This is a genomic window from Pseudoalteromonas ulvae UL12 (assembly GCF_014925405.1).
Lineage (GTDB): Bacteria > Pseudomonadota > Gammaproteobacteria > Enterobacterales > Alteromonadaceae > Pseudoalteromonas > Pseudoalteromonas ulvae.
Genome location: NZ_AQHJ01000035.1, coordinates 625,315 through 651,626 on the forward strand (window position 1 = coordinate 625,315; position 26,312 = coordinate 651,626).

General features: G+C 40.9%; 26 protein-coding genes. 22 read left to right on the top strand and 4 right to left on the bottom strand.

Translation table 11 applies throughout. The annotated features are described in order from the left end of the window. Positions 1–69 precede the first annotated feature (69 nt). Both PULV_RS20825 and cdd read left to right on the top strand, forming a co-directional pair. Positions 70–441: a hypothetical protein gene (locus tag PULV_RS20825; protein WP_193332560.1), complete on the top strand. Its 372-nt coding sequence runs from the start codon at positions 70–72 to the stop codon at positions 439–441. A gap of 64 nt (positions 442–505) precedes the next feature. Further along, positions 506–1,414 (top strand): cytidine deaminase, encoded by a 909-nt coding sequence (gene cdd / locus PULV_RS20830; protein ID WP_193332561.1) that lies wholly within the window; start codon positions 506–508, stop codon positions 1,412–1,414. Here cdd and PULV_RS20835 read toward each other — a convergent pair. Next, complete coding sequence (locus PULV_RS20835; protein WP_086743552.1) at positions 1,411–2,262, bottom strand: GGDEF domain-containing protein; 852 nt, start codon at positions 2,260–2,262, stop codon at positions 1,411–1,413. The genes cdd and PULV_RS20835 overlap by 4 nt on opposite strands. 54 nt (positions 2,263–2,316) lie before the next feature. Continuing rightward, complete coding sequence (udp, locus tag PULV_RS20840; RefSeq protein ID WP_086743990.1) at positions 2,317–3,075, bottom strand: uridine phosphorylase; 759 nt, start codon at positions 3,073–3,075, stop codon at positions 2,317–2,319. A gap of 270 nt (positions 3,076–3,345) precedes the next feature. Between udp and PULV_RS20845 the strand changes: the two genes are divergently transcribed. The 15 genes from PULV_RS20845 (at position 3,346) to PULV_RS20915 (ending at position 19,730) form a co-directional block, all read left to right on the top strand. Beyond that, entirely contained in the window at positions 3,346–4,008 is a 663-nt protein-coding gene (locus tag PULV_RS20845; protein ID WP_193332562.1) for a thermostable hemolysin, read from the top strand. Continuing rightward, the gene (locus PULV_RS20850) at positions 4,005–5,495 is read left to right on the top strand and encodes an AMP-binding protein (RefSeq protein WP_193332563.1); all 1,491 of its coding nucleotides are present in this window, start codon (positions 4,005–4,007) and stop codon (positions 5,493–5,495) included. The genes PULV_RS20845 and PULV_RS20850 overlap by 4 nt, the downstream gene beginning before the upstream one ends. Further along, positions 5,492–6,190, top strand: coding sequence for a TenA family transcriptional regulator (locus PULV_RS20855; protein WP_193332564.1), 699 nt, complete (start codon positions 5,492–5,494; stop codon positions 6,188–6,190). Before PULV_RS20850 ends, PULV_RS20855 begins: the two co-directional genes overlap by 4 nt. Next, a complete protein-coding gene (locus PULV_RS20860) occupies positions 6,187–6,975 on the top strand; it encodes an SDR family oxidoreductase (protein WP_086743548.1) in 789 nt (262 codons plus the stop codon). Before PULV_RS20855 ends, PULV_RS20860 begins: the two co-directional genes overlap by 4 nt. Positions 6,976–6,985: 10 nt before the next feature. Beyond that, on the top strand, positions 6,986–7,639 hold the full coding sequence (locus PULV_RS20865) for a tetratricopeptide repeat protein (RefSeq protein ID WP_193332565.1): 654 nt from the start codon (positions 6,986–6,988) through the stop codon (positions 7,637–7,639). Then, positions 7,639–8,298: a response regulator gene (locus PULV_RS20870; RefSeq protein ID WP_086743546.1), complete on the top strand. Its 660-nt coding sequence runs from the start codon at positions 7,639–7,641 to the stop codon at positions 8,296–8,298. The genes PULV_RS20865 and PULV_RS20870 overlap by 1 nt, the downstream gene beginning before the upstream one ends. After that, entirely contained in the window at positions 8,298–9,635 is a 1,338-nt protein-coding gene (locus tag PULV_RS20875) for a sensor histidine kinase (protein ID WP_193332566.1), read from the top strand. Before PULV_RS20870 ends, PULV_RS20875 begins: the two co-directional genes overlap by 1 nt. Then, positions 9,628–9,984: a cupredoxin domain-containing protein gene (locus PULV_RS20880; protein ID WP_193332567.1), complete on the top strand. Its 357-nt coding sequence runs from the start codon at positions 9,628–9,630 to the stop codon at positions 9,982–9,984. Before PULV_RS20875 ends, PULV_RS20880 begins: the two co-directional genes overlap by 8 nt. Next, the gene (locus tag PULV_RS20885) at positions 9,984–10,787 is read left to right on the top strand and encodes a hypothetical protein (RefSeq protein WP_086743543.1); all 804 of its coding nucleotides are present in this window, start codon (positions 9,984–9,986) and stop codon (positions 10,785–10,787) included. Before PULV_RS20880 ends, PULV_RS20885 begins: the two co-directional genes overlap by 1 nt. Then, positions 10,784–11,485 carry a hypothetical protein gene (locus tag PULV_RS20890; RefSeq protein WP_193332568.1) on the top strand — a complete coding sequence of 234 codons (702 nt, stop codon included), beginning with the start codon at positions 10,784–10,786 and terminating at the stop codon, positions 11,483–11,485. Before PULV_RS20885 ends, PULV_RS20890 begins: the two co-directional genes overlap by 4 nt. Before the next feature lie 473 nt (positions 11,486–11,958). After that, entirely contained in the window at positions 11,959–13,068 is a 1,110-nt protein-coding gene (locus PULV_RS20895; RefSeq protein ID WP_193332569.1) for an arginase family protein, read from the top strand. 1 nt (position 13,069) lies between these two features. Then, entirely contained in the window at positions 13,070–13,531 is a 462-nt protein-coding gene (locus tag PULV_RS20900) for an arginine repressor (protein ID WP_086743540.1), read from the top strand. A 227-nt stretch (positions 13,532–13,758) separates the two neighbouring features. Then, entirely contained in the window at positions 13,759–15,288 is a 1,530-nt protein-coding gene (locus PULV_RS20905; protein ID WP_193332570.1) for a methyl-accepting chemotaxis protein, read from the top strand. A gap of 114 nt (positions 15,289–15,402) precedes the next feature. Next, positions 15,403–16,550 (top strand): IS3 family transposase gene (locus tag PULV_RS20910; RefSeq protein WP_193330725.1). Its coding sequence is split into 2 segments (ribosomal slippage): positions 15,403–15,637 and positions 15,637–16,550, totalling 1,149 coding nucleotides; the frame shifts between segments, so codons are not numbered across the junction. A gap of 153 nt (positions 16,551–16,703) precedes the next feature. After that, on the top strand, positions 16,704–19,730 hold the full coding sequence (locus PULV_RS20915; protein ID WP_193332571.1) for a M6 family metalloprotease domain-containing protein: 3,027 nt from the start codon (positions 16,704–16,706) through the stop codon (positions 19,728–19,730). A 77-nt stretch (positions 19,731–19,807) separates the two neighbouring features. On the opposite strand, the gene PULV_RS20920 is transcribed toward PULV_RS20915, so the two are convergent. Next, on the bottom strand, positions 19,808–20,599 hold the full coding sequence (locus PULV_RS20920; protein WP_086743538.1) for a thioesterase family protein: 792 nt from the start codon (positions 20,597–20,599) through the stop codon (positions 19,808–19,810). A gap of 254 nt (positions 20,600–20,853) precedes the next feature. Here PULV_RS20920 and dnaK point away from each other — a divergent pair, with 254 nt between their 5' ends. The 3 genes from dnaK (at position 20,854) to PULV_RS20935 (ending at position 24,974) form a co-directional block, all read left to right on the top strand. Further along, complete coding sequence (dnaK, locus tag PULV_RS20925; protein WP_086743537.1) at positions 20,854–22,776, top strand: molecular chaperone DnaK; 1,923 nt, start codon at positions 20,854–20,856, stop codon at positions 22,774–22,776. Positions 22,777–22,935: 159 nt separating this feature from the next. Beyond that, positions 22,936–24,069, top strand: a complete 1,134-nt coding sequence (gene dnaJ, locus PULV_RS20930; RefSeq protein WP_086743536.1) for a molecular chaperone DnaJ — start codon at positions 22,936–22,938, stop codon at positions 24,067–24,069. A 206-nt stretch (positions 24,070–24,275) separates the two neighbouring features. Beyond that, positions 24,276–24,974 (top strand): diguanylate cyclase domain-containing protein, encoded by a 699-nt coding sequence (locus PULV_RS20935; protein WP_193332572.1) that lies wholly within the window; start codon positions 24,276–24,278, stop codon positions 24,972–24,974. A 56-nt stretch (positions 24,975–25,030) separates the two neighbouring features. Here PULV_RS20935 and PULV_RS20940 read toward each other — a convergent pair whose 3' ends face one another. Beyond that, the gene (locus PULV_RS20940) at positions 25,031–25,270 is read right to left on the bottom strand and encodes a hypothetical protein (RefSeq protein ID WP_140372844.1); all 240 of its coding nucleotides are present in this window, start codon (positions 25,268–25,270) and stop codon (positions 25,031–25,033) included. A 265-nt stretch (positions 25,271–25,535) separates the two neighbouring features. Here PULV_RS20940 and PULV_RS22105 point away from each other — a divergent pair, with 265 nt between their 5' ends. Together PULV_RS22105 and PULV_RS20945 are read left to right on the top strand one after the other, a co-directional pair. Next, on the top strand, positions 25,536–25,664 hold the full coding sequence (locus PULV_RS22105; RefSeq protein WP_264372495.1) for a hypothetical protein: 129 nt from the start codon (positions 25,536–25,538) through the stop codon (positions 25,662–25,664). After that, a complete protein-coding gene (locus PULV_RS20945; protein WP_086743533.1) occupies positions 25,661–25,876 on the top strand; it encodes a hypothetical protein in 216 nt (71 codons plus the stop codon). The genes PULV_RS22105 and PULV_RS20945 overlap by 4 nt, the downstream gene beginning before the upstream one ends. Positions 25,877–26,312: the final 436 nt, after the last annotated feature.

Genomic DNA, 26,312 nt, shown 5'->3' on the forward strand with positions numbered 1-26,312 from the left:
ATAGTGTTTCCTTCTCTTCTTTGAATTTGCCGTTCACCTTTTTCTAGCTTTAGAGGTTTTAAGCAAATTATGTCAGATATAATTACCAGTATTAGTTACGATGAATCATTACACCTTGTGTTGGTCAAGTTAACCGGCACAGCATCATCCACAGACGTGATCCGCAATTACGATGTGATTACACGTTATGCACATGCGCGCCAATGCCAAAAATTATTGATTGATGTCACTGAGCTTCGTCATCGTTATGCGGCCGTCGAAGTCATCGATGTTATTTTAGCCATTAAAGATAAACTGGCTGGCTATGCTGTTGCACGAGTTGTAGGATTTGATGGTTATTTGCACGATTTATTGATACAAAATGCCAAGCGCTTTTCGTTAAATGCAGAAAACTTCGAATGTTTCAAAAAAGCGAAAAACTGGTTAGAAAAAGCGGCATAATTAGTTTAAATACGGATGAAAATCACATAGACTGTCTGGCCATTTTAAAAATGACAACAACAATATGTGTAAAGAACAAATAACGTCAGAATCATTCTTATCTGAACAACAATTTTCTGAGATTCTCTCGCAAGTTAAAGCAAATAAAGGCGTCCTGTGCGCTGACCAAGTTGCACATTGGGCCGTGCAGCTCTATGGTAGTCAAGACGAGCTAATGGAAGCATTGCTTCCGGTTGCTGCTAGTTTTTCTCGAGCGCCGATTTCGCAATTTAATGTTGGTGCAATCGCTGTTGGGGATGCTAACGAAGAGGGATATTGTGACTTTTACTTTGGGGCGAATTTAGAGTTTCCTTCACAAGCTCTCAGTCTTGTTGTACATGCTGAACAAGCTGCAATTAATAATGCGTGGTTAAATGGGGCAAGGAAAATAACTAAGCTTGCCATAACTGATGCACCGTGCGGTTATTGTCGGCAATTTATGAATGAGCTGGCAGATGCAGAGACATTAATCATTAGCTTAAATGGCGAGCATCATGCCTTTAGTGAATTTTTACCTATGCCATTTGGCCCTAAAGAGTTAGATAATCCGACGGCTTTAATGTCCCATCAACGGGCAAATCTTACATTAGATGACGCAAGCTTTAAAGTCTCTCAATTAGTCCAGCACGCTGAGCACAGTTACGTCCCTTATACAGACAATTTTGCAAGTAGTATGATAGTTTGTCACGATGGCAGTAAGTTTTACGGGCGTTATGCCGAAAACGCCGCTTACAGCCCAAGTTTGTCACCGCTGCAAAGCGCTATCAGCCAACTGATATTAGCTGGCAAAGACTTTAATCAAGCAACCATAAAAGCGGTCTATTTAGCCCAGATGAAAGGGCAAGAAAACCAAACAGGTGTCGCAAAAGCCGTGCTTGATAGCTACGATTTTAGTGTGCCGCTACATTTAGTGGCTTTAAAATCAGGCGTTTAAGGTTGAAAATCAAACATATTAACGATAAAGCGACTACGATTAGCCTCTTTATCGATATACATTTTTTGATCGGCTAAATGCAATGCATGGTCAGGATCGTCTCCTGATTTCAGGCATTGCATACCAACACTAACAGAAACCATATATTTCACTAAAGGTTGGTCAAGTTGCTGCTTAAACAACTCGATGTCATCGATTAATTCACTACAAATTAAGACAAATTCATCGCCTCCTAAACGATAGGCTTTATCATTGGGATAAAGCCTACTAAGGGAATGAGAAAAGGTCGCTAATAATTCATCACCAATGTGGTGGCCATATTTGTCGTTGGCATTTTTGAAATTGTTTAAGTCAAAGTAATAAAGGTAGGCTTGATCGAAATGTTGTTGCTCGAAATGCTCAAAAAAAGCACGTCGGTTAAATAATCCTGTCAGTTCATCGTGGTAAGCTAAAAATCGTAAGTCTTTTTCAAGTGTGATACGCCGTTCAATTTCGACTCGCAATTGCTCTATTTTGCTAAGCCGACTCTTGGCGATTCTTAATAGACAATAACAAATTAAAATTAAGCCAATATGTTTAATGGGGGTGTCGAGAACATTAATTATCGGGAAACTACTTGCGAAGTATGAATCGAGAATATCGAGCAGTAACCCTAGACTAAAAAAAGCAAAAGAAAATACAAAGAAAGGCTTTTTAACACAACTGCATATTTCAATAAAGAAAGATAAATAAATGCCAAACCAGATGACTTCTTCACAGTCAGCCCAAGAGGCATCCAGCTGAATTAACGTAACAAAAATGATCAGCATTGCAGTCCAAACAATGCCATGAAGTAGCCATCGACTCATTAACTATCCCAAACGCAAGGTATTTGTTAATGAGTATAGACTTAAATGAAGCCGTTACTCTGAAAAAATCAGCTTGGCGGCAGCTATGACAACAGCAATACTCTTTGTTTCGATGGCTTGATGATCAACAGTCGGGATTTCTTGGCGTGTACGATTAACCAGCACGCCTGCAACACAAGCTGCTTTTAAACCCAGTGATGCGCACATGGTAAATAACGTCGCCGATTCCATTTCATAATTCATTACGCCTAATTTTTGCCATTCCTCAAAACTGCCTTGTAATGATTTTGTGACGTAGCCTGAATGGGTATCGTAGCGCTCTTGACCGGGATAAAAAGTATCTGATGAAGCAGTTATTCCAATATGGAAAGGGATGTTTTGTGTATTACATGCCTTGACGAGTGCTTGGGTGGTGAAAAAATCAGAGACTGCTGGGTAGCAAAGGGGAGCAAAATGTTGACTGGCACCGTCTAATCTGACCGATGCATTGGATATTAAAATATCGCCTTCATTAATATGAGGTTGAATTGCGCCAGTTGTACCGATACGTAGAAAAGTCGTAATCCCCAACTGAGCTAGTTCTTCCACGGCGATTGAAGTCGACGGTCCACCAATGCCTGTTGAACAAATAATAATATTATTTCCAGAAAGTTTGCCAAGGTAAACATGAAACTCTCGGGTTTTGACTAAACACGTTGCATTGTCGGTTTGTTGTGCAATCCGATAGGCACGATCAGGACAACCAGGAACAATCGCAAGTGTAGCGCCTTGTACATCCGATTTATTAAGGCCTAAGTGAAAAACCGTTTTCATAACATCCCCTTGAGTGTTAATTGTATTTGTTTTGATAAAGCGACTGAGTACCACATCCAATTTAATAATATCGAATGAACGTAAATAAGTACCTATTGTTAAAATTTATGATGACACTCGTACAGGACCAATGTCCTGCTTGTTAACAACATAGTAAACTTTAAAGAAAATTTTTCTTTTCGTGTTGTTTCACAATTTTTTTGTTTCTTAAGATTCCTTTAAGTTTGACGGTTTATCTTTCTATCAACGCTGTTTAGAAGGGGTCAAACGATGCAATCTTTATTAGAAAAAAACCACGAGGTTCAAGTCCAGCATTCACCTTTAGTTGGCTTTACGGTTGCATTAAATGGGCAGCCACCACGTCAATCTGTTGAGCATTTCATAGCGCAAGGTTTTTATAAGGCATATGGCGCATCTATCAGCCATTTTTTACCCTTATTAGTGCATTTGGGGCAAGTGAATCAAGGCGCCGCTTTGGGTTTAAGTTCAGCCAAAACAGCGCTGTTTATTGAGCAATATCTGCCTCTGCCCATTGAAACATATTTACCAAAGGCAGTTGCACGTGAACAAATAGCAGAGCTAGGTAATTTATTTTCAAATGCACGGCATATGACTGTGCCACTTTTTATGATCAGTGCGGTGAGCCTATACAAGCGCGGTTTTCGCTATTTAAGCTTTTGTGGTACGGCGCAAGTTCGTGAAATTTTGGCCAAATATGCTGTGCCATTCACTGTAATCGCACAAGCTCGTTCTGGTGCTCTAGGGGAACAAGCAGCACTCTGGGGCACTTATTATCATAACCTGCCGCAAGTATGTGTCTTGGATTTGAATGATGTGATGCATTTAATTGAGACTCATCCATTTCATTTAAAAATCATGGCTAAGTTAACGGATCAAATCGCGCAACTTTGTAAAGAATTGGTGAATTTATGAACCCTATTATTACATCGAACCGACATGTGTTAGATGATATTGCGTTGTGTGATCACAATGTGATGCTTACCTATCAGATGATGTTAGAAGAAGTAGATAAACGTGTTGCGTTTTTAAAGCTGCACCACATTCATTGTTTAGCGATAGCGTTAGATAATTGTCTTGAATGGATTTTATTTGATTTAGCTGCACAGCAGTTACAGATTACTGTGGTGCCTATGCCGACATTTTTTAGTGACGATCAACGTGAACATGTTCTCAATCAGTCTGCTTGTGATTATCTACTAACAACCGATGCCCATTTTTTCGCAGCGATCACTCAGCTTAAATTTTCACAAAATAGTGAGCTCGTGTTTTATCGAATCGCTTCATCTTCATTGGGTGCTCGTCCAAAAGAGACCCAAAAAGTGACGTTTACATCGGGTTCTACGGGCATGCCAAAGGGAGTCTGTTTATCAATAGAAAACCAATGGCGGGTTGCTCAGTCTTTGGCGAACGTGCTTGATATTAATAAACCACGTCACCTTTGCTTACTGCCATTATCGGTGTTACTCGAAAACATCGCCGGTGTTTATGCACCTTTACTTGCTGGCGGCACAGTCACCGTGATTGGTTTAGAAACGCTTGGTTTTACCGGTTCGCAATTAATTCAGCCTGAAAAGCTACTACAGGCCGTGTCTGATCATCAACCAGATTCTCTGATATTGGTCCCGGAACTGTTGATGCTATTGGTACGTGCGGCGCAAAGTGGTTGGGTGGTTCCGCGATCATTGAAATTTATCGCCGTGGGTGGCGCCCATGTTCCAGAGGCATTGTTGCATTGCGCGCACCAGCTAGGGTTACCTGTGTACCAAGGGTATGGATTATCTGAATGCGGTTCAGTTGTGAGCCTCAATACGCCTGGAAACGATCAATTAGGTAGCGCAGGGCATATTTTACCCCACTGCACAGTGGTTGAAGAAGAGGGAGAATTAGTCATTCAGGGCAATTGTCAATTAGGCTACCAAAATGACCCCGCCTCTTGGTATCCCGAAGTGATTAAGACCGGCGACCTTGGTAAGGTAGTCAATGGGACGTTAACTTTGTTAGGCCGTAAGAAAAACGTCATTATTTCAAGTTTTGGTCGTAATATTCAACCAGAATGGCCTGAAGCATTACTACTATCAAGTGGCTTAATAAAACAAGCGGTCATTATAGGCGATAGCCGACCTTTTTGTTGCGTCTTATTAGTGATTTACCCAGGCGTGACCCCAGAACAGGTTGACCAATTGTTAAGTAAAATCAATCTGTCATTACCCGATTATGCACAACTCAAACAGCGGCTGATTTTAGCCCATGACATGACGGCTGAACAGGGACTCTATACCCTCAATAATCGGCCTAAGCGTACAGAAATAGCGCACTATTATTCTGAGAAAATTGATGCGCTTTATCATCCATCCTATTTATCTAGTAACCCACAGACATGTGTGGAGGAATTATTATGAGCTTTTATCAACAATTAGTGGCGCAGACCACCGCAGAGCAACAGTACTTACTTTCAGCGCCGATCATCGAACGTTGTATGACAGATCAGTTCGAACTCGATGATTATGTAGCATTCTTACAGCAAGCCTATCATCACGTTAAACATACCACCCCTTTGTTAATGTCTGTAGGCAGCCGTTTACCCGAGTCGCAAGAATGGTTACGTAATGCCGTCGCTGAATATATTGAAGAAGAACTAGGCCACCAAGAATGGGTATTAAATGATATTGCAGCGTGTGGCTATGATAAAGAGCAAGCGCGTGGTTCAGAGCCATTATTTGCAACTGAGTTGATGGTGTCTTATGCCTATGATGCTATTGCACGAATTAACCCGCTGTGTTTCTTTGGCATGGTGCATGTATTAGAAGGAACAAGCATTGCTCTGGCGGATAATGCAGCAGCAAAAGTACAAGGTAAGCTGGGTTTACCTGAGAAAGCATTTAGCTATTTGCGTTCACATGGATCCCTAGATCAAGAGCATGTTAAGTTTTTTATTAGTTTGATGGATAAAATAACTGACAGCGACGAGCAGCAATTAATCATTAACAGTGCGAAACGTTTTTATCGTTTATATGGCGATATGTTTCGTGCATTAAGTCCTGATCATGGGCTTACGGTTCTTGAGCAGACTCAATCAATGGAAGGTGCAGCATGAGCAACCCTGCACTGTGTGTGTTAACGGGGGCGAGTGGTGGGCTTGGCCATGCCATGGCAAACGCACTGGCTAAAGAGGGGTTTCGATTATTGCTGGTGGGTCGTAACGAAATCAAGCTCAAGCAACTCAATAATCAATTAGGCAGTCTGCATGGCCACTTAGTCGCTGATCTCACTACTGAGCAAGGACGACATGACTTGGTGAGCTTGGCTGAACAACTAGGTGGTGCAGATGTGTTGATTAACAATGCAGGAGTGAATGCATTCACCGCTTTTTGCGAGCAATCGACGCTTGATATTTCAAAAACACTCGAAGTTAATTTATTGGTTCCGATGCTAATTACTCATGCATTTTTGCCACAAATGCGTAATAAATCCCATGCTAAGTTAGTCAATGTTGGCAGTGCATTTGGCAGTATCGGGTTTCCTTATCACAGTAGCTATTGTGCGAGTAAATTTGGTTTAAGAGGGTTTACTGAAGCCCTAAAACGAGAGCTCAGTGATCAAGCATTAGAAGTGTTGTATATCGCACCTCGCGCAACGGATACCGACATTAATGGCAGGACTGAACGAGCGATTAATTCTGCGTTAGGTAATCAGATGGATTCACCAGACAAGGTGGCTCAACTATTAATTAAACAATTAAAAACAGGCGAATCTCGCAATGTGATAGGTTTTCCAGAAAAGCTGTTTGTGAAATTAAACGGCCTCTTTCCATCATTAATTGATAGTGCGATAGCCAAAAAATTGATCGTGATGAAACGTGTATTAAACGAACTTAATTGAGGACATGATGATGAAAAAATTAGCCGTTATCTCTTTGTTGTTGGCCAGCTGCGCCAGTTATTCATTTAATGTAGTAGCCGATATGCACAGTGAATTACTCGACATTCAGCACCAGTGGGTCACAGTCAATTATGAACTCACTGATAAAGCCCAACAAAAAGGGTTTGAGCAGTTAGTCACCGAAATAACACAATTTCAGCAGACATACTCGGATAAAGCTGAGGGGTATATTTGGCTTGGCATTATTAAATCAAGCTATGCCGGAGCAAAAGGGGGCTTGGGTGCACTTGGGCTTGCCAAAGAAGCCAAGAGCGCCCTTGAAAAAGCACTGCTGTTAGATGCAACTGCACTGGATGGATCAGCGTATACCAGTTTAGGGACTCTTTATAGTAAAGTGCCAGGCTGGCCAATAGGGTTTGGTGATGATGAAAAAGCCGCTGAACTATTAAGCACAGCCATAAAAATAAACTCAAAAGGCATTGATCCTAATTACTTTTATGGCCAATATCTTTATGATGAAAAAAAATATTCCGACGCTAAAATATATTTAGAAATTGCCAATCAAGCACCTCCAAGAGCTGAGCGGCCATTAGCAGATCAGTATCGTCATCAAGAAATTGATCAACTATTGGTAAAAGTGAATAAAAAACTGAAGAAGAAATAATGAGAATACTGATAGTTGAAGATGATCAACTGCTGGCACAAGGCTTATTGAAAACATTGCGCCATGAAGGTTACACGGCTGATCATTGTGCCAATGGGCGCTCAGCATTAATCGCAATCGATATGGCTGAATCTGATCTGGTCATTCTAGATTTAGGGTTACCAGATATGGATGGTATTGATATTCTCAAACATATTCGAAAACGCCAAGCCATGTTGCCGGTGTTAGTCTTGACAGCGAGAGATAGCACCGATGATAAAATTAAAGGACTTGATTTAGGGGCTGATGATTATTTAGTAAAACCGTTTGAAGTCTCTGAATTATTAGCGCGTTTACGAGTGATGACGCGTCGTAACGGTCAATTTGCCAGCTCGCAATTAGTCATTGGCGATGTGGTACTTAATTTGGCCGCCAATACTGTGGCTGTTAGGGAAGAGCAATTAGAATTGCCCCGAAAAGAATATATGGTGTTAAAAGCATTGATGGAAAACCCTGGGCGGATCCAATCGCGAGAGCAACTTGAAACAAAACTTTATCAGTGGGGGGAAGAGGTCAGCTCGAATGCGGTCGAAGTGCATATCCATCATTTACGAAAGAAATTGCCTGATAGCTTTATCAAAACAGTGCGTGGCATCGGTTATATTGTTGGCAAAGCCTAATGTCCTTACGAGCCCATTTAATTATGGTGTTGCTGGCGAGTATTGTACTGGTTTGTTTCGGTGCCGCTATTGCTGGTTATAAGTCGAGTATGCAACAGGCTGATGAACTGTTTGACCAAGAGTTGGTCTCATTAGCTCGTGCGATGAACCCATTAGTTGGCAGTGTGCATGGACCTATGCTAGAGCAAGCATCGGTTCAATTTAATAATTATGCGATTCAGATTTGGGTGAACGAAAAGCTAATGCTCAATCTCGTGCCCGCTAGCCAACATAAAAAGCCGATTGTTGCTTTTAAAGCGGGTTTCGCACATTCAAACTTTGCCGGCCAGCGTTGGCGTACCTTTAGCCACCATCAAGACAATGCTTGGATCTTAGTTGCTCAACCACAACGCTATCGGTTTGAATTAGCCGAAAATATGACTCTTGCAGCGGTCACTCCCCTTATTTTAAGCATGCCGTTATTAGCGTTAATGATCAGTATTTTGGTGAAACACAGCTTAAACCCACTCATTCGCTTAGCAGATAAATTACAGACTAAACAAGCAGATGATTTTTCTGCAGTGACGCTTAGTCGGGACTCTTTTGAACTGAGGCCCGTTGTCGAGACATTAAACAGATTGTTGGAGCGGGTTCAAGGGGCTTTTTTACGTGAAAAACATTTTGCGTCTGACGCTGCTCACGAATTGCGCACGCCATTAAGTATTTTAAAAATTTCAATGCACAATCTTATGAGTGAGCAAGGAGATCCCAAAGAGAATCTCCAAGCATTAGAGCAAGGTGTTCAGCGGATGTCTCACGTGGTCGAGCAAATGATGTTATTAAATCGCACTCACCCTGAACAGTTCAAAAATCAATTTCAACTTATTGCATTAAAAGGCGTGATACAAGATGCTGTAGAGTCACTTTACAATCAGGTTTTAGAAAAAAACCATGATCTTAGTTTTGAGGGGGATGATGTTGTTTTACCTGTTGATCAGTTTACCATTATGACGTTATTACAAAACTTAATTGGTAATGCGATTAAATATACCCCCGATAACGGTCAAATCCACATTAGTTTGAAACAGACCACGCAAAGGGTGACGCTAAAAATCGAAGACTCAGGGCCTGGGATCCCCACAGAAGAACGCACTCGTATTTTTGACCGGTTCTATCGTGTGGGTGGTGATGGGCATCACTCGAACGTGATCGGTTGCGGCTTAGGGCTCGCCATCGTGAAACATATTATTACATTATATCATGCACAGATTACATTAGATGAAAGTGATTTAGGTGGGTTAGCGATTACCGTTTGTTTTAAAAACTCCCAATTAGTTGAGGAGGTTAAAGGTGATTAAAAGGCGTTTGATAACTTACTCCGTCGTATTTAGTGGGTTATTTCTACCGCTGTGGGCCTATGCTAAACACGAGGTAGAAGTTATTCTGAAAGATCACTTGTTTTATCCTGCACAGATAGAAGTGCCTGCATATAAAAAGATCAAATTGATCATTCGAAATCAAGATAATACCCCTGAAGAATTTGATAGTTTTGACTTAAATCGTGAAAAAGTTATTTTTGCTAATCGTGTGGCCTCTATTTTTATCGGGCCTTTGCAGCCAGGCGAATATCATTTTTTTGGCGAATATTCTCCAAATACAGCACAAGGGGTTGTGATTGCGGTTGAGTCTAAAGAAGAGCAACCATAATGTTACTTAATACCGTTATTATCGCCTTAAGTGATGCCTTGCCGATTTTCATCTTATGTGTTTTGTTATTGCTATTTTGGCAAAATCATTTAGCTTCGCTTGCTCAAACAGCATCATTCACAAGGCCAGTATTGAAGGTGGGGGGAACAATTGGTTTTGGATTAATTGGAGCGGTATTTTATGTCCAACAAAGCGCGCAAATTAGTGAATGGTTTGACTTTAATGGACTTGAGTGGATGACGATTGCCTTGCGCTGCTTACTGTATGTGGCCTGTGTGTTGAGTATAATTGCGTTTAATTGGTCAATACGAAGTCGATTTAACTTTTTGATGCTAGGTTTGTGTGCGGCTTTGATTCTAAATGGCAGTGACTTTTTAATATACATACTCGGTTATTGGAGCCAGTCAGATAATACGAACGCGCTCATTGTTGGTGCAACCCTAGGGTTAGGTGTGTGTTTAAGCTTTAGTATTTTGTATTACTTTTTACTTTATCAGTTGAGCTTACGGATCCCATGGTTGATTACTCTGTTACTGACTCTTTATTTAGTTGGTCAGATCATCCCCGTTGTAAATGTACTGGTACAAATTGATTATATTCCTGCACAACAGGCACTTTGGAACATAAATAACGTGATTGATGAAAGCTCCGAAGTCGGTCGTTTAATGCGTGCTTTGTTTGGTTATGAAGCAACACCTATGTTGTGGGAGCTGATGTTATTTTTATTTTTAACAGGCGTACCAATGGCAAGTTATTTTTATCATATCAGTCAAAAGCCGCATAAAGCTAAGGAAACGCTATGAATTATAAATTGTTCACGTTTTTAGGGTTTACGATGATGATGCATACCGTCGCCAATGCGGATGGTATGGTGGTAGATAAAGTCTATCACCCTTATGTTCTCCCCTATGAGCAAGAGTTTGAGTGGCGACTTCTTTCACGTCAAATTGAGGATAAAAACTATCTTTTTCAACGAATTGGTTATGGTAAAGCGCTCAGTGATACTTTTGCTGTAGAAGGGTATTTAATTGGTCAACGTGATAATAGTGATGATTATGGTTTACACGCCTATGAAATTGAAGCTCGTTGGCAACTCGTTGAACAAGGACAGTACTGGGCTGACTGGGGCGCTTTGGTTGAAATAGAAAAACAACACCAAGTTGATATCTGGGAACTGACATCAGGGTTGATTTTTGAAAAAGAAATTAATCGTACTAGCTTAACAATGAATTTATTTGTCGTTTATGAATGGGGTAATACCATCGACAATGAACTTGAAACCGAGTTTAGAGCACAATATCGCTATCGCTGGTTACCGCAAGTCCAGCCATCAATTGAGCTTTTTATTGGCGAGGATTTCGTTGGCATAGGACCTGGATTTATGGGACTGCAGCGGTTTGATGGGCAAAAACAGTTAAAATGGGAAGCTGGATTTATCACAGAGGTGAGCCATAGGGGGAAAGATCACAGTTTTCGTATTGCACTCGAATACGAGTTTTAGTTCGATTAAATTGTCACTAATCACAGATTAAACTTCAGGTATGTAAAGGTCACAATTATCTTATTAATAATTAAACCTTAGTGATTCAATACATTCCGAACCTTTTTTAGCGTCTGTGATTATCCATTCAAACATTTATGCAGCGCAAGCGCATAGACAGTCATTATACGGCGTTGGACAAATATGCCTTGGTTTGACTTGCGCCCTAATCCGGTATATTGCTAACTCAATAGGTATTTATGCAAAGTGTTTTGATTACCTAAATATACCATTTCGTCAATAATCTGATTTTAACAAGCTGATATATATGCTTATTTTTATTGTTTAGCGATATGTCTTTTACTGATGTGAGGTGGTGTCTTTGTCAATCATGTGTGAAACACACATTTTTTTAATTCTTTTTCTTTTGCATAAATAGTCAGGTTAGTTCGTACAGTTAATATAAAACTATACGCCTCAAATTGGAGCAAGTTATGAGTCATGATTGGTTAGATACAAAAAGTAAATTCTCACAGTGTTTATGCCCACCTGGAAATGGCGTATTTACCGTCAATACTGCACAGGAAAGAAAAGCGGCCTTGCATCAAAAATTATACGGCCAAACAGATAATATCGATGTGTTATGGCAAGCGTCTTTAGATCAATTACCTGCAAGTGAACATAAAGCTGCAATTCTTGGGATTAGCTCTGATTGCGGTGGCGGTATTTTACGCGGCGCAAACTGGGGGCCTTTATTCCTAAGAAGTGCCTTGATAGAGCAACAACCGTCAACGACCTGCTTTGATTTAGGTGATGTCCGTGTCATTCCTCATTTATTACATGATAAATACCTTAACGAAGGGACAATCGCCAATTGCCAAAAAGCCTTGTATCAAAACCAAGATTCAGCCTATTTTGTCAGCCCATTATCGATTACTGAAGATGTATGTGATGACTTCTATGCACAATTTCCAGATAAAGGTATTTTTGGGATCGGTGGCGACCACTCAATCAGCTATCCACTGACCAAGTCTTACCTAAAAGCCAAACGTGAGCGTGGTATTCGCACCGCGATTATTCACTTCGATGCCCACACTGATTTATTGGTTGAGCGTCTAGGCATTGATTTATGTTTTGGTTCTTGGTGTACACATATACTCGAATTTTTACCTGCTCCACATCATTTGATTCAGTTTGGTATCCGCTCAAGTGGTAAACCTAAGTCTCATTGGGAATCAACATTTGGCGTGAAACAACATTGGGCTCATGAAATCCGCGAAAAAGGCGCGCAGGCAATTGTCGATGAGGTGATTGCTCAACTCAAAGCCGATCAGGTCGATGAATTGTATGTCAGCTTTGACATTGATGCACTGGATGCAAAATATGCATCTGCAACGGGCACGCCTGAATACGACGGCATGACACCAGATGAATCGATGTTGATCCTAACAGAACTCAATAAACACTTCCCAATCACTGGGGCGGATATGATGGAGATTGCGCCGTTTACTGATAGTTCATTACAAGGAAAAGTGAGCTCAGAAACAACCCTAAAAGAAGGCGCTGCATTGTCGGCTTTTCTTATCGATGCCATGAATCGATAAGATGAAAAAACAAAGCCCGCTTATCCAAACAATTAAAGAGCTGTTAAAGACTGAGCAAATTCGCAGTCATTATGAACTGGCTTATTTTTTGGATGAGCGGGGTTTTGAAAATGTCAGTCAGCCACAGATATCCCGTATTCTGAATCAAATAGGGGCTGTAAACCTTAAAAATTCACAGGGACAGGCGGTTTATGTGTTAAAACGTGAACTGATCATGCCGACCTTAGATACACAAGTGAATGAATTGGTGGTTGGGGTGCATGCTAATGAAGCGTTGGTGGTGGTCGAAACCTTGCCTGGTAGCGCGGATATTGTGTCTCGCGTACTTGAGAAGCAAAGTAAAAAGTTTCATATCCTCGCTGCTATTGCCGGTGATGATAGTGTGATGATTTTACCCGTTCGTACGAATGATATTATGGCCTTAACTAAAAAAATCAAAATGTTGTTTGATGTGAAAAGCTAAGCTAAAAAAATAAAGTTATTCATCTTAAGATCAGCTTGTTACCGTAATTGACCACCTGTTTGTCTTATTGTTTTTTTTGAATTTTTCTCCCATACTCTCTCTTTGTTTTTCGTGGCAAATGTGCCTAATATGATGCCATCTAGTGATAAAAAGCCAGTTTCAGTAATAAACGGCTCTGAATTATCACTATGAAAGCGCATTATTTTTTATTATTTCAAGGTTTCCCCATGCGTCGTAATCAAACAACAATCAATGAAGAAGTTGTTTTTAATGCCTCAGAGCAGTTGATTTCAATCACCGATCCTCGTGGGATCATTACTTATGCAAACGACGGATTTTGTCGAGTTGCAGGGTACACAGAAGATGAATTAGTCGGTAAAAATCATAATATTGTTCGCCACCCTGATATGCCTAAAGCGGCATTTAAAGATTTATGGGATTGTTTAAAATCAGAAAAACCTTGGCGTGGGGCGGTAAAAAACCGCTGTAAAGATGGGCGATACTATTGGGTTGATGCTTTTGTGACTCCGTTATACGAAAATAACAAATTAACAGGTTTTCAATCGGTTAGAACAGTATTAAAACCTGAGTTCAAGCGTAACGCTGAGCAGTTATATGCAGCTATCAATCAAAATAAAGGGTCGTTGTTTCCAACCTTAACCGTAATGCATAAGCATATATTGATGATTACGCTTTCACTGATTATTTTTTATGGTGTGTTGCAAAATCCTTTTATTGCTCTGATCTTGCCTTGTCTATTTGCGCTCATTTATCAACAAGAACTCTTTAAAACACCTCAGTACTTTCATCAATTATCCAGTCAGTATGACAGTGTGTCTCGGCAGGTCTTTAGTGGTGAAAAGGCCCATAGCTTTGCTGATTTTCATATCAAAATCAATGAAGCCAAAGTCAATACAATTTTAGGGCGCCTTGAAGATAATGCGGCTAAATTACGCACGGCCACTCTCACCCTTGAACAAGCGGCCAACTCGACTATCACTGGGGTTCAAGAGGAGTCAGACCAACTTCATCAAGTATCGACAGCTGTGGAAGAAATGGTGGCGACTATCACAGAAGTTGCAGGCAATACCGTGACTACGGCAGAGCGTTCTCGTTCCGCTCAAGAAGCGTGTAATAAAGCTAAAACTGCCATGACTCGCACCATGGGACAAGTGTCAGAATTAGCGGTTGAAGTTGCTAATTCTGCTAATTCAGCGCATCAATTGTCAGATGAAGCTGAAAAAATTGGTGGGATTATGCAAGAGATCCAAGGCATTGCCGATCAAACAAACTTACTGGCACTGAATGCTGCCATTGAAGCTGCAAGAGCGGGTGAGCATGGACGTGGATTTTCTGTTGTTGCAGATGAAGTTAGAGCATTATCAAGCAGAACTCGCAGTGCGACAGAGCAAATTCATACCTCAATTAAAGAAATTCAGAGTACGTTATTGTCTTGGTCAAAAGTGATGGCAGAAGGTAAACAATCTGCTGAACTCTGTGTGGAAGAAACACGCCAAACTCAACAAGTGATCGATTCTGTTTATGAATCAATTACGGATATTTCAGATTTAGCCACTCAAATCTCTACTGCGTCAGAAGAGCAAAGCATGGTCGCCAACGAAATAAGTCAAAATATAATTAATATCAGCGAGTTGTCTCAGAATAACCTATCGCAAGCAGAACTACTTCAATTGGAAAACATTAAAATTGAAAGCCAAGCGAAGGAGTTTGAGCTGATCCGCCGCTCGTTTAAGTAAACGAACATACTGAACAAGGAGCAAGTCTGCTCCTTGTTTATACCTCCTTGTGGACTTCCCAGACTTTGCTAGACACTTTTAACAGTTACAATGTAACTTCAAATAGAGGTGTTTATGAGCAAAGGCAAACGGTATACCGAAGAGTTTAAGATAGAAGCAGTCAAGCAAATTACTGAGCGTGGTTATTCAGTTCAGGAAGTTGCTGATCGGCTTGGTATTTCAACTAAATCCCTCTATCACTGGCGAAGCCAGTTAAGTGGCAATAAAGCCGTTCGCCAGTCATCTGATGATTCGGTTCGAATTGCTAAGTTAGAGGCAGAGTTGAAGCGGGTCACGGAGGAAAGGGACATCTTAAAAAAGGCCGCAAGGTACTTTGCAAGCCAGCTAGAGTAAAGTACGCCTTTATCCGAGATCACCAGAAGCAGTTCTCTGTGTTATCCATGTGCCGTGTATTAAAAATCAATCGCAGTGGCTTTTATGCATGGCTTAAACAGCCGTTGAGCACGAGAGCGATTGAAGATAATCGCCTGCTCAAGCGGATAAAAGAGTTCTATATTGCCAGCGGCGGAACATATGGTAGCCCTTGGATACATCGTGATCTTCGTGAAGCGGGCGAGTCTTGTAGCGTGCACCGTGTTGCTAAAATTATGCGACTGAACAACCTTAGAGCGCAGATTGGTTACAAGCGCAAATACATCAAAGGCGTTAAGCCATCACGGATTGCAGATAACGTATTGGAGCGTGATTTTGCCCCAGACTCACCTAATACTGCGTGGGTGAGTGACATCACGTATGTGCGAACGTATGAGGGTTTTCTGTACTTAGCGACAGTTATCGACTTGTTCTCACGACGCGTTGTCGGTTGGTCGATGGATAAAAACATGGATAAGCATTTGGTTATCCGGGCATTATTAATGGCCGTTTACCAACGTCGGCCAGAACAATCTGTGTTGGTACATAGCGATCAAGGCAGTCAGTATGGCAGTGCAGATTATTTAGCGTTTATGAAAGAGCATAATCTTATTCCTTCCATGAGCCGCAGAGGAAACTGTCATGATAATGCGGTTGCTGAGAGCTTTTTTGCTACGTTTAAAAAGCGCGTGATCAGAAAGAAGATATATTCGACCAGAGTCGAAGCGAAGACAGAGATATTTAACTTTATAGAAATGTTTTACAATCCAAAAAAACGCCACTCGCATACAGGCGGTATATCACCTGCTAAATTCGAAGAAGCGTATTTTTTGAAACAACAGACTGTCTAGTGAGAGCTGGGAAGTCCATTGTTCCTATCTAGCTTCTTCACCTTTAATTTAAACCGGAATGTTTACATCAGTTAACATAATGTAGATTTATCAATTGTGATCGATTCCATTGACTGTCAAAATTATCGGCACTTAAAGTTTAGGTCACACGTTATGAAAACATTTATTCTTCTTGGGATGCTGTTTTGCTTCTTTGCTGCAACTCATTCAAGTGCAATGCAACCCCCTACTAAAAAACAACTTGAAAAATATAAGCAAGATGGCTCACTTGCCAAGCGAATCGACGACGCGAAATCTAAGGGCAATCATATTATTGCGCCTCAATTACTACAGCGCTCTCGGCAAGTTCTTAATCAGTACTTAACGCATCCTTTACAAAATACGAATGCGCAATTGTCTGCTATTCCTGGACATTTAGGTTTACCAACCACAGGAACAGTGAAGACATTTACGCTGTTGATTGATTTCTCGGATGCCCCAGCACCGAGTCATCAAAGCAAAGAGGTACTTTATAATCATATTTATGGTGAAGGGTTACCTGAACGATATCCTTATGAAAGTCTAAAGAATTTTTATCAACGCTCATCTTATGATCAATTGACCATTACAGGTGATGTCGTGGGCTGGTATCGATTATCAAAGCCCAGAGCAGAGCAAGATGATGCACGCGAGATGATCAAAGAGGCGCTGACGGCACTTGAGCAACAAGGCCATGATTTCAGCCAATATGACAATGATGGTGACGGATATATCGATTACTTTTCTGTGGTGTGGACTGGAGAGATCGGTGAATGGTCATCCCTTTGGTGGGGTTGGCAAAGCAGTTTTAATGAACCGGAATACACATTATCTGGTAAGCAGCTTGCGGCTTTTTCTTGGCAGTGGCTAAGTGGTAATAATGCAACAGATGAATTCGATCCTTTAACGCTTATCCACGAAACAGGGCATGGCCTAGGGCTTCCTGATTTCTACGATTATGATGATACTGTGGGGCCACAAGGCGGTACGGGCGGCTTAGATATGATGGATGCCACGTTGGGTGATCACGGTGCATTTTCGAAGTTCATGCTAGGTTGGATCACACCACAAGTTGTGGGCTCTAGTAGCCACGATATTGAATTAGCGCCCAGCAGCCAAAGTAAAGACGCACTGATCATTATGCCTAATTTGACGCTCAACGATGCGTTGAGTGAATATTATGTTGTACAACATAGGGATAGACAAGGTAATGATTCCCACATGTACAATACAGGCTTACTTATTTGGCATGTTGATGCCAAGGCTAACGAGTATGGTTTCAGCAATAATAATAGTTACACCGAACAAAAATTAATTCGTTTAGTTGAAGCGGACGGTTTAGAAGAAATAGAGCAATTGCTCGGAGCCGACGCGGATGATTATTTTCAGACAGGGCAAACATTCGCATCAGGCACAACGCCGAGTAGCTTAGGGTATCAAGCTGCGACTGAATCTGTTTCAATCAGCTCCATGGTGATTACTGAACAGTCGAGTAAGATTAAGGCCGAAATTTCGTCTTTACCTGTATTTAGTGTGTTAGGGATCACAGAACAGCAAATCATCAGACAGACACAGCCAATTACAGTTCAATCTGAACTGGACTTAGCGAAGGTTGCGTTGTATATCAATGGTGAATTAATTCAAGAAGATAACAATGCACCGTTTGAGTTCTCACTGCCGTACTCGGGTTTGACATCTGGCGAAAATCAAGTGCAAGTCAATGTTTATACCCATGCACAAACGATGAATGTGGCTCAGTTGACAGTCTATCAATTCCCAACCGAAGCAATTCCATTAGTTGTGAGTCTACAATCGCGAGAGAGTGCTTTGGCTATTAGCCAAACGTTACTGCAATTAGGTTATAATTCACTCTCACTGACCGATGTGCCCGCGTTGCAAGCAACGGATACTCCTGTGGTATTTATTGATAACACATCGCAAAGTGCCCTCACTGCAACGCAAAATGAGCATATATTAAGTTATATAAGATCTGGCGGTCATGTGTATTATGAGAATTTTGAATGGTTTTGGACATCGACACCAGAGTTTACAGATTTCACCGCTCAGATAGGTATCAGCTATGGTGATAACTGGAGTCAAGACTCAGCTTCACTGATTGGTCATGAAGGAAGTGAGCAGTTTGGGCTTTCTTATACACCAGAATATAAAAACGATTATATTCTCTATACTCATTTAACTTCTTTGGATCCAAAGGCAAAGCCTATCTGGCACGTCGACCAATTAGACGTGGACGTCACGCTAAGTAACCAAATTGAATTGGGTTCAGTAATAGCCTCGACAGCGAGATTCTCTGAAATACCGGCTTCGTTAAGAGGCGTGATCTTAACGAATTACCTAACAGAATTATCCTTTACAAAAGAGCCTGCACCGTTAGCGATTGAGTTTTCAAATAATGCAGTGTCGCAATCAGAAGCGATGGATTCGTTTGAAATCACCGTGACAAGAAATATTATTGACGCGAACAATCGGGATTTTGTGCTCCATACAGAAGCGATGGATGCTCAAGAAAATGTAGACTTTGTTGCAATCGGGCCTGTCAATTATCAATTTGATGAAGGGCAACTGACGAAAACGGTCACTGTTTCGTTAATTGATAACCAGACGGTAGATGGCAGCCGACAATTCAAATTGTTGTTAACAGGTGAGAATATCGGTGAGCAAAAAGAGTTAATTGTGACGATTACCGATAACGAAATCAGAGGCACCATTGAATTTAATACCACTGCAATGGTCGTGAATGAAAATCAACAAACCATGAATGTCGAGATTAAGCGTGTCAATGGTGCAGATGATACCCTAGCTTATTCAATCAAAACCATCGATGGTAGCGCAAAAGCTGGTGTTGATTATGAGTTACTTGAGACAGCTACAGAGTTGCAAAATGGTGTCGTGAGCCATAGTTACACGATTAATATTCTAGATAATTCGGTTGTGGATGGTACTCGTCAGTTCAGTATCACCTTGTTCAGTGATTATTTAAGTACTGAGCCACAAGTGCTGATCGTGAGTATTGAAAATGATGACGTCAAAGTGATTGAGCCTCCAATTGTCGTGCCTCCTAAAAAGGAAGAATCGTCAGGTGGGACCTTGTATTGGTTCATTGTCATGCTAATGGCATGTGCTATTAAACGTCGTTACTAAGTATTAAAAAACAGCCCACGCATTCGGTGGGCTGTTTTTTTATCTTTAAGGCAGTGTCTTATTAATAAGAGAACCTTTTACGCAAAAATGGCCACTGTTTGACGTGAGAGTGCCACTAGTTGCCCTGCTTCACTCCAAATTTTAGCATCTTCAATCGCATACCCATCTGAACTATGGTGAGTAATTGCTTCAAAACCTAACCACTGTGTGCGCTCCAATTGCGGCTCACTTAAAAACTCAATATACCAAGACATTGAACTTGCGGGGGCGGCTTGTTTGAACATTTGCAGCATAGTGGGTGGCCATGCATCGGTTAATGCCAACACGTGAGCGACACTGAACTGGGTTGGTGGTATTTTAAATTTCATCCACCCACCTAAGTGTGAGGTGTCAGCGCCGGTAAAAGGCATGGCCCCTTGCTGAGGGCTGAGATCAATATGCTGAAAAAACTCCGGACTCACGCCAGAGTGATAAGGGATCACAAACGAAGGGTCGACAGGGCGTAAGTCACATTGCTGATTATTTTCAACCGAAAGATCAGACGGACGGTGTTTGGCAAAACAAATTTGTGCCATGACACACGTTTGCGACTGCTGAATAGCACGGGCCAATATTTGGCAGCTACTTTTTCCTTGTCTGAGCACTTCTATCTCAATGTGAAAGTCGGTGTCTGCTAATAAAGGCCCGATAAAGTTGGTGCTCATAGATAACAAACGAAACTCATGACTGACTTTGCGCTGCGCGGCGGCTAACAACATGGCAGCGGAGATCCCACCAAATGCCGTTCGGCCTTGGCACCAGCTAGTTGGAAACGTAAGGGGAGTGGCAGAGTCAGTAGCAGTTTGCGCTAATAATTGATCAAAATTCATAGCTAACGATCTTCAAAATTAATATAAGAAGGCATTTTATAACACAAAGACTTATGGTCAGACCACTTTGAGTGGTGTATTTTTACTCGTTTGAGCTTTTCATTGCTGTAAAAATACACGAAAAAGACTGTTTTGATAAAAAACACCACTTTTTTAAAAAAAATTTAGTTTCTTCTATTGAATTCAACTCCAGCCACCCCTATTAACTAGTCAACAACCGAATTAACAAAGTTTTTAGATGTAGGAGAAGATTCATGGGTAAAATTATTGGAATCGATTTAGGTACGACGAACTCGTGTGTATCAGTATTAGAAGGTGGTAAGCCACGCGTAATCGAAAATGCGGAAGGCGATCGTACCACTCCTTCAATCATCGCTTATACAGCTGATGGTGAAACATTAGTAGGTCAACCGGCAAAGCGCCAAGCAGTGACCAACCCTCAAAACACATTATTCGCAATCAAGCGTTTAATTGGTCGTCGTTTTGAAGATGAAGAAGTACAACGTGATATCGGTATTATGCCGTTTAAAATCGTTAAAGCTGATAATGGCGATGCATGGGTAGAAGCTCGTGGTGAAAAACGCGCAGCTCCTCAAATTTCAGCTGAAGTGCTGAAAAAAATGAAGAAAACAGCAGAAGACTACTTAGGTGAGCCTGTGACTGAAGCGGTCATCACAGTACCTGCTTATTTTAACGATTCACAACGTCAAGCAACGAAAGATGCTGGCCGTATTGCGGGTCTTGAAGTAAAACGTATCATCAATGAGCCAACAGCCGCTGCACTTGCATACGGTATTGAGCGTAAGCAAGGTGACAATGTTGTTGCTGTTTACGACTTAGGTGGTGGTACATTTGATATCTCAATCATTGAAATTGATGATGTTGAAGGCGAGCAAACATTTGAAGTACTTGCAACTAATGGTGACACGCATTTAGGTGGTGAAGATTTCGATAACCGCGTTATCAATTACTTAGTTAGTGAGTTCAAAAAAGACCAAGGTATCGATTTAAAAACAGATCCTTTAGCCATGCAACGTGTAAAAGAAGCGGCAGAAAAAGCGAAGATTGAATTATCTTCAGCGCAATCGACCGAAGTAAACTTACCGTACGTGACTGCTGATGCGACGGGTCCTAAGCACATGAACGTGAAGTTATCTCGTGCAAAACTAGAATCTTTAGTTGAAGATTTAGTATTGAAATCACTTGAGCCACTTAAAAAAGCCCTTGCAGACTCTGATTTATCAGTAAGCGATGTGAATGACATTATCCTTGTGGGTGGTCAAACACGTATGCCAATGGTACAAAAAGCGGTGGCTGACTTCTTTGGTAAAGAACCACGTAAAGATGTTAACCCAGATGAAGCCGTTGCGATGGGTGCAGCAGTTCAAGGTGGTGTATTAGCGGGTGACGTAAAAGACGTACTATTACTAGACGTGTGTCCTTTATCACTTGGTATCGAAACAATGGGTCAGGTAATGACTGCATTAATCGAGAAAAACACTACTATTCCAACGAAGAAATCACAAACGTTCTCTACAGCTGAAGATAACCAGTCTGCGGTAACGATTCATGTACTTCAAGGTGAGCGTAAGCGTTCAAGCGATAATAAGTCTTTAGGTCAATTTAACCTAGAAGGTATTCGTCCTGCGCAACGTGGTGCACCACAAATCGAAGTAACATTTGATGTGGATGCAGATGGTATCTTACATGTATCAGCAAAAGATAAAGATACAGGTAAAGAGCAAAAAATCACCATTCAAGCTAATTCAGGTTTATCAGATGATGAAGTTGAAGCGATGATCCGTGATGCAGAAGCAAATGCTGAATCAGATAAAAAATTCGAAGAGTTAGTGGCGATTCGTAACCAAGCCGATGCGATGGTACATGGTACACGTAAGCAAGTTGAAGAAGCCGGTGATGACTTACCTGCTGAAGATAAAGAAGCAATCGAAGCGGCTGTAGTTGAATTAGAAGCTGCCATTAAGAGTGACAATAAAGAAGAAATCGAAGCTAAAACTCAGGCCTTGATGGAAAAGTCACAAAAATTAATGGAAATTGCTCAAGCTAAAGCACAAGCTGGCCAACCACAAGAAGGCGAGCAGGCACAATCATCAGCTAAGCAAGATGATGATGTTGTTGATGCTGAGTTTGAAGAAGTGAAAGACGACAAGAAATAAATCGTTTTTCGAAGGGCGCGCAGGTCTGAGGATCTAACGCGCCCTTAGTCTATGTAAAATTTGAGATTGAAGGGCTGTTTTTACCCGCATCTAGCTTGGGTAATGAGGCATCGAAATAGCCAAATGCCCTCGGGCTGAGAAAGGGTAGAGTTGTAAATTATGTCAAAACGCGATTATTACGAAGTACTCGGTGTAGCAAAAGACGCCAGCGAACGTGACATCAAAAAAGCCTACAAACGTTTAGCGATGAAATACCATCCAGATCGTACTGCAGGTGATAAAGACTTAGAAGCTAAATTTAAAGAAGTAAAAGAAGCGTATGAGATCTTAACTGATAGTCAAAAACGTCAAACTTACGATCAATACGGCCATGCTGCTTTTGAACAAGGTGGCGGTCATGGTGGCTTTGGCGGCGGTCAAGGTGACTTTGGTGATATATTTGGCGATGTATTCGGTGACATCTTTGGTGGCGGAGGCGGGCGACGCCAATCGCGCCAGCAACGTGGCGCAGATTTACGTTACAACATGGAGTTGAGCTTAGAAGAAGCTGTTCGTGGCAAGAGTGTCGAAATTAAAGTACCAACATGGGTTTCGTGTGATCCATGCGATGGCAGCGGTGCAAAAGCGGGTTCTAAACCGACAACTTGTGGCACGTGTCATGGTTCTGGTCAAGTTCAAATGCGTCAGGGCTTTTTTGCCGTGCAGCAAACGTGTCCAACGTGTAACGGACGCGGGCAGATTATTTCTGATCCATGTAACAAATGTCATGGCCAAGGCCGAGTTGAGAAAACCAAAACCCTGTCTGTAAAAATTCCTGCTGGCGTCGATACAGGCGATCGTATTCGATTATCAGGTGAAGGTGAAGCTGGACTTAACGGCGCGCCTGCTGGTGATTTGTATGTTCAAGTGTCTGTTCGTGAACATGCTATTTTTGTGCGCGATGGCAATAATTTATATTGCGAAGTGCCAATCAGCTTTACGACTGCGGCGCTTGGCGGTGATGTCGAAGTGCCCACATTAGACGGGCGCGCAAAACTCAAAATACCTTCTGAGTGTCAGACCGACAAAATGTTCCGTTTACGAGCAAAAGGAGTGAAGTCTGTTCGAAGTGGCTCGGTAGGTGATTTAATTTGTAAAGTTGTGATCGAAACACCTGTTAATCTAAACGAACGCCAGAAAGAATTATTGCGTGAGTTAGAAGAAAGTATGGGCGGTGATAGTGCAAAAAACCGACCTAAGCAACAGGGCTTTTTTGATGGTGTGAAAAAGTTTTTTGATGATTTAACTAAGTAACACGATTGTTTTTTGAAAAGCGCTGATTTATCAGCGCTTTTTTTTGCTTTTTTTTGCTTTTTATTTGAGTTTTGGTTCTATTGAGTTTTATGAAATAAAAATTTGCAGTGTCAAAGTAACGTAGTACTATCAATTGTCAGCGCTGTCATTTTTTTGGAGGTTACTTGTTAGAAATTGTAAAAACAAAGCTTATCAAGCGGACAAAAATGGATTTAATCGCATTAGGGGCCATGTTTATTATATGCTTCTTAATATTTGCCCAATTTGATTTTTTAGAATCTATTTACTCATACTCTCGCCAGTTTGAGTTTCTTGAGCTAGATGAAGTATTTTCAGCCATCTTCTTAATGGTGTTCTTTTTTGCTATTTTTGCGTACCGTCGCTGGCAAGATACGAAGTTGATGTCTTTGTATTGTGAAGAGCTTGCGATGGTTGATCCCATTACACAATTGCCCAACCAACGCGCATTAGAGCGTTTGGTGGTGAAAATGAAGTGCCAATCCGATTACCCTTGTTCTTTTTTACTGATTGATATTGATGGCTTAGAGTCGTCAAAAAATGAGCTTGGCTTAGCTGCAACAGAGCAAGTCGGTATAGAAGTATTGTACAAATTGTCCCAAGTGCTCGATTGTGATCAGGTGCTTGCTTATCGCAATGGATATCAATATCTCGTCCATTGCCCCAACACCAATCAACATGCCGCGAATGATTTAGTTGCCAAATTGAATAAAATAAATTTATCCAGTCGCTATGAAACCTATAATTGGATAAACATCAATATTGTTTCAACCACCATTACTCGATACACAGAGCTCAGTGATATATTTGAATACTTAGATGATGAATTATTACAATTGAGATTAAATAAAGGGACTCAATTGCATGCCGTTGCGAGTAATCACTAAGTATTTCAGCTAAGTATCGATAGCTGTCAGTGAATGAGCTGTTTTGAAACAGCCTCCTAATTTAACACTAAAAAAACCACTTCTTTGGCTTGGCAACGACATTGCTCTTCTTTGTGCTGAGTTTGAGAGTGACTAAGGTAAACACACTTGCCAAAACCTAGAGAATCACATTTGGCTTGGCAGGCTAATTTTTGAGTCCAATCGGTATATTCAGAACTGAGTAAATGTAAAGAAAACAGTGTTAGAAAAGAAATCCCCGTTAGCTTAAAAATCAAATGTGCTTGTGATGTTTTCATAATAATCACCCCACCGACAATCAAATAGCACCTAAGACTAAAGTCTAGTATAGAAATTTAAGCGGCTGATAATTTAAAGCGATAACACAATAACAAATATGTATATCACTGCCTCATTTTGGGTCAAATTTGCACTTATATGAACATTAAAATGGATTTATACGAGAATTAAAAGATATTTAATTCAATAAAAACAATCGATTAAATATTTTATTTGCTGTGGCATAAAAGTTGTTTATTAATGGTTTTAGTTAGGAGAATCGTTATGAAGCTATGGTCAGATATCCCCCACTTAATTTATGACTACTTTTATACTTTGTATTCAATCGACATCAGCCAATGGCCTGTTGGTGAAGATGGTGTTAAAGAAGATGCTCAAGGTGAAAAAAGATGAGTGTGTCGATAGAGCAACAACAAGCAGCAATCAACGAAGTGCTCGTGAACAAACGTTTAATTTCAGATGTTGCATCAGAATTTGGGTTAGCAAAGCGAAGCTTGTATTCTTTGATCCAAGCCAGACAAAAGCCAAACAAGGTCAAATTAAGCTTACTCAAGCAGCAGCTGAACTTAATTGAGCAACAAATAGAACTACTATCTATTAATTGAAATTAAGAAATCTAGTTGCTGATTAAAATGCAAAAAATATGATTGCTTGCACCTTATTTTACTGGGGTGAGCGTCAAGCAGTGTACGACAAATTGAGCTCACTGGAATTATTATCTAAAAATGTAGCGGCTTCTACCATAACGGTATTGGTAGCTTCAATTTGGGTAACATCAAATATTTAAATGCATGTACTCATGCAAAAATAGAGTGGCACTGAGACCAAGGTGTCGGTAGAAAGTTAATAGTAACTTTACTTCCTAGTTGTGCTGTTCAATTTGAGTGATTTTCAAAGTGCCTGATTGCAAGGTTTGTGTCGCGAGATGATTGACGAAGCGTTCTGTGCAATAGAGTAAAGATTCCGGTTTTTAATCTGATTTAGCTTGAATCGAAGGTGAGATTGACCTAAGTTCAGCGTGTTAAATCTTAAACTGGAGTA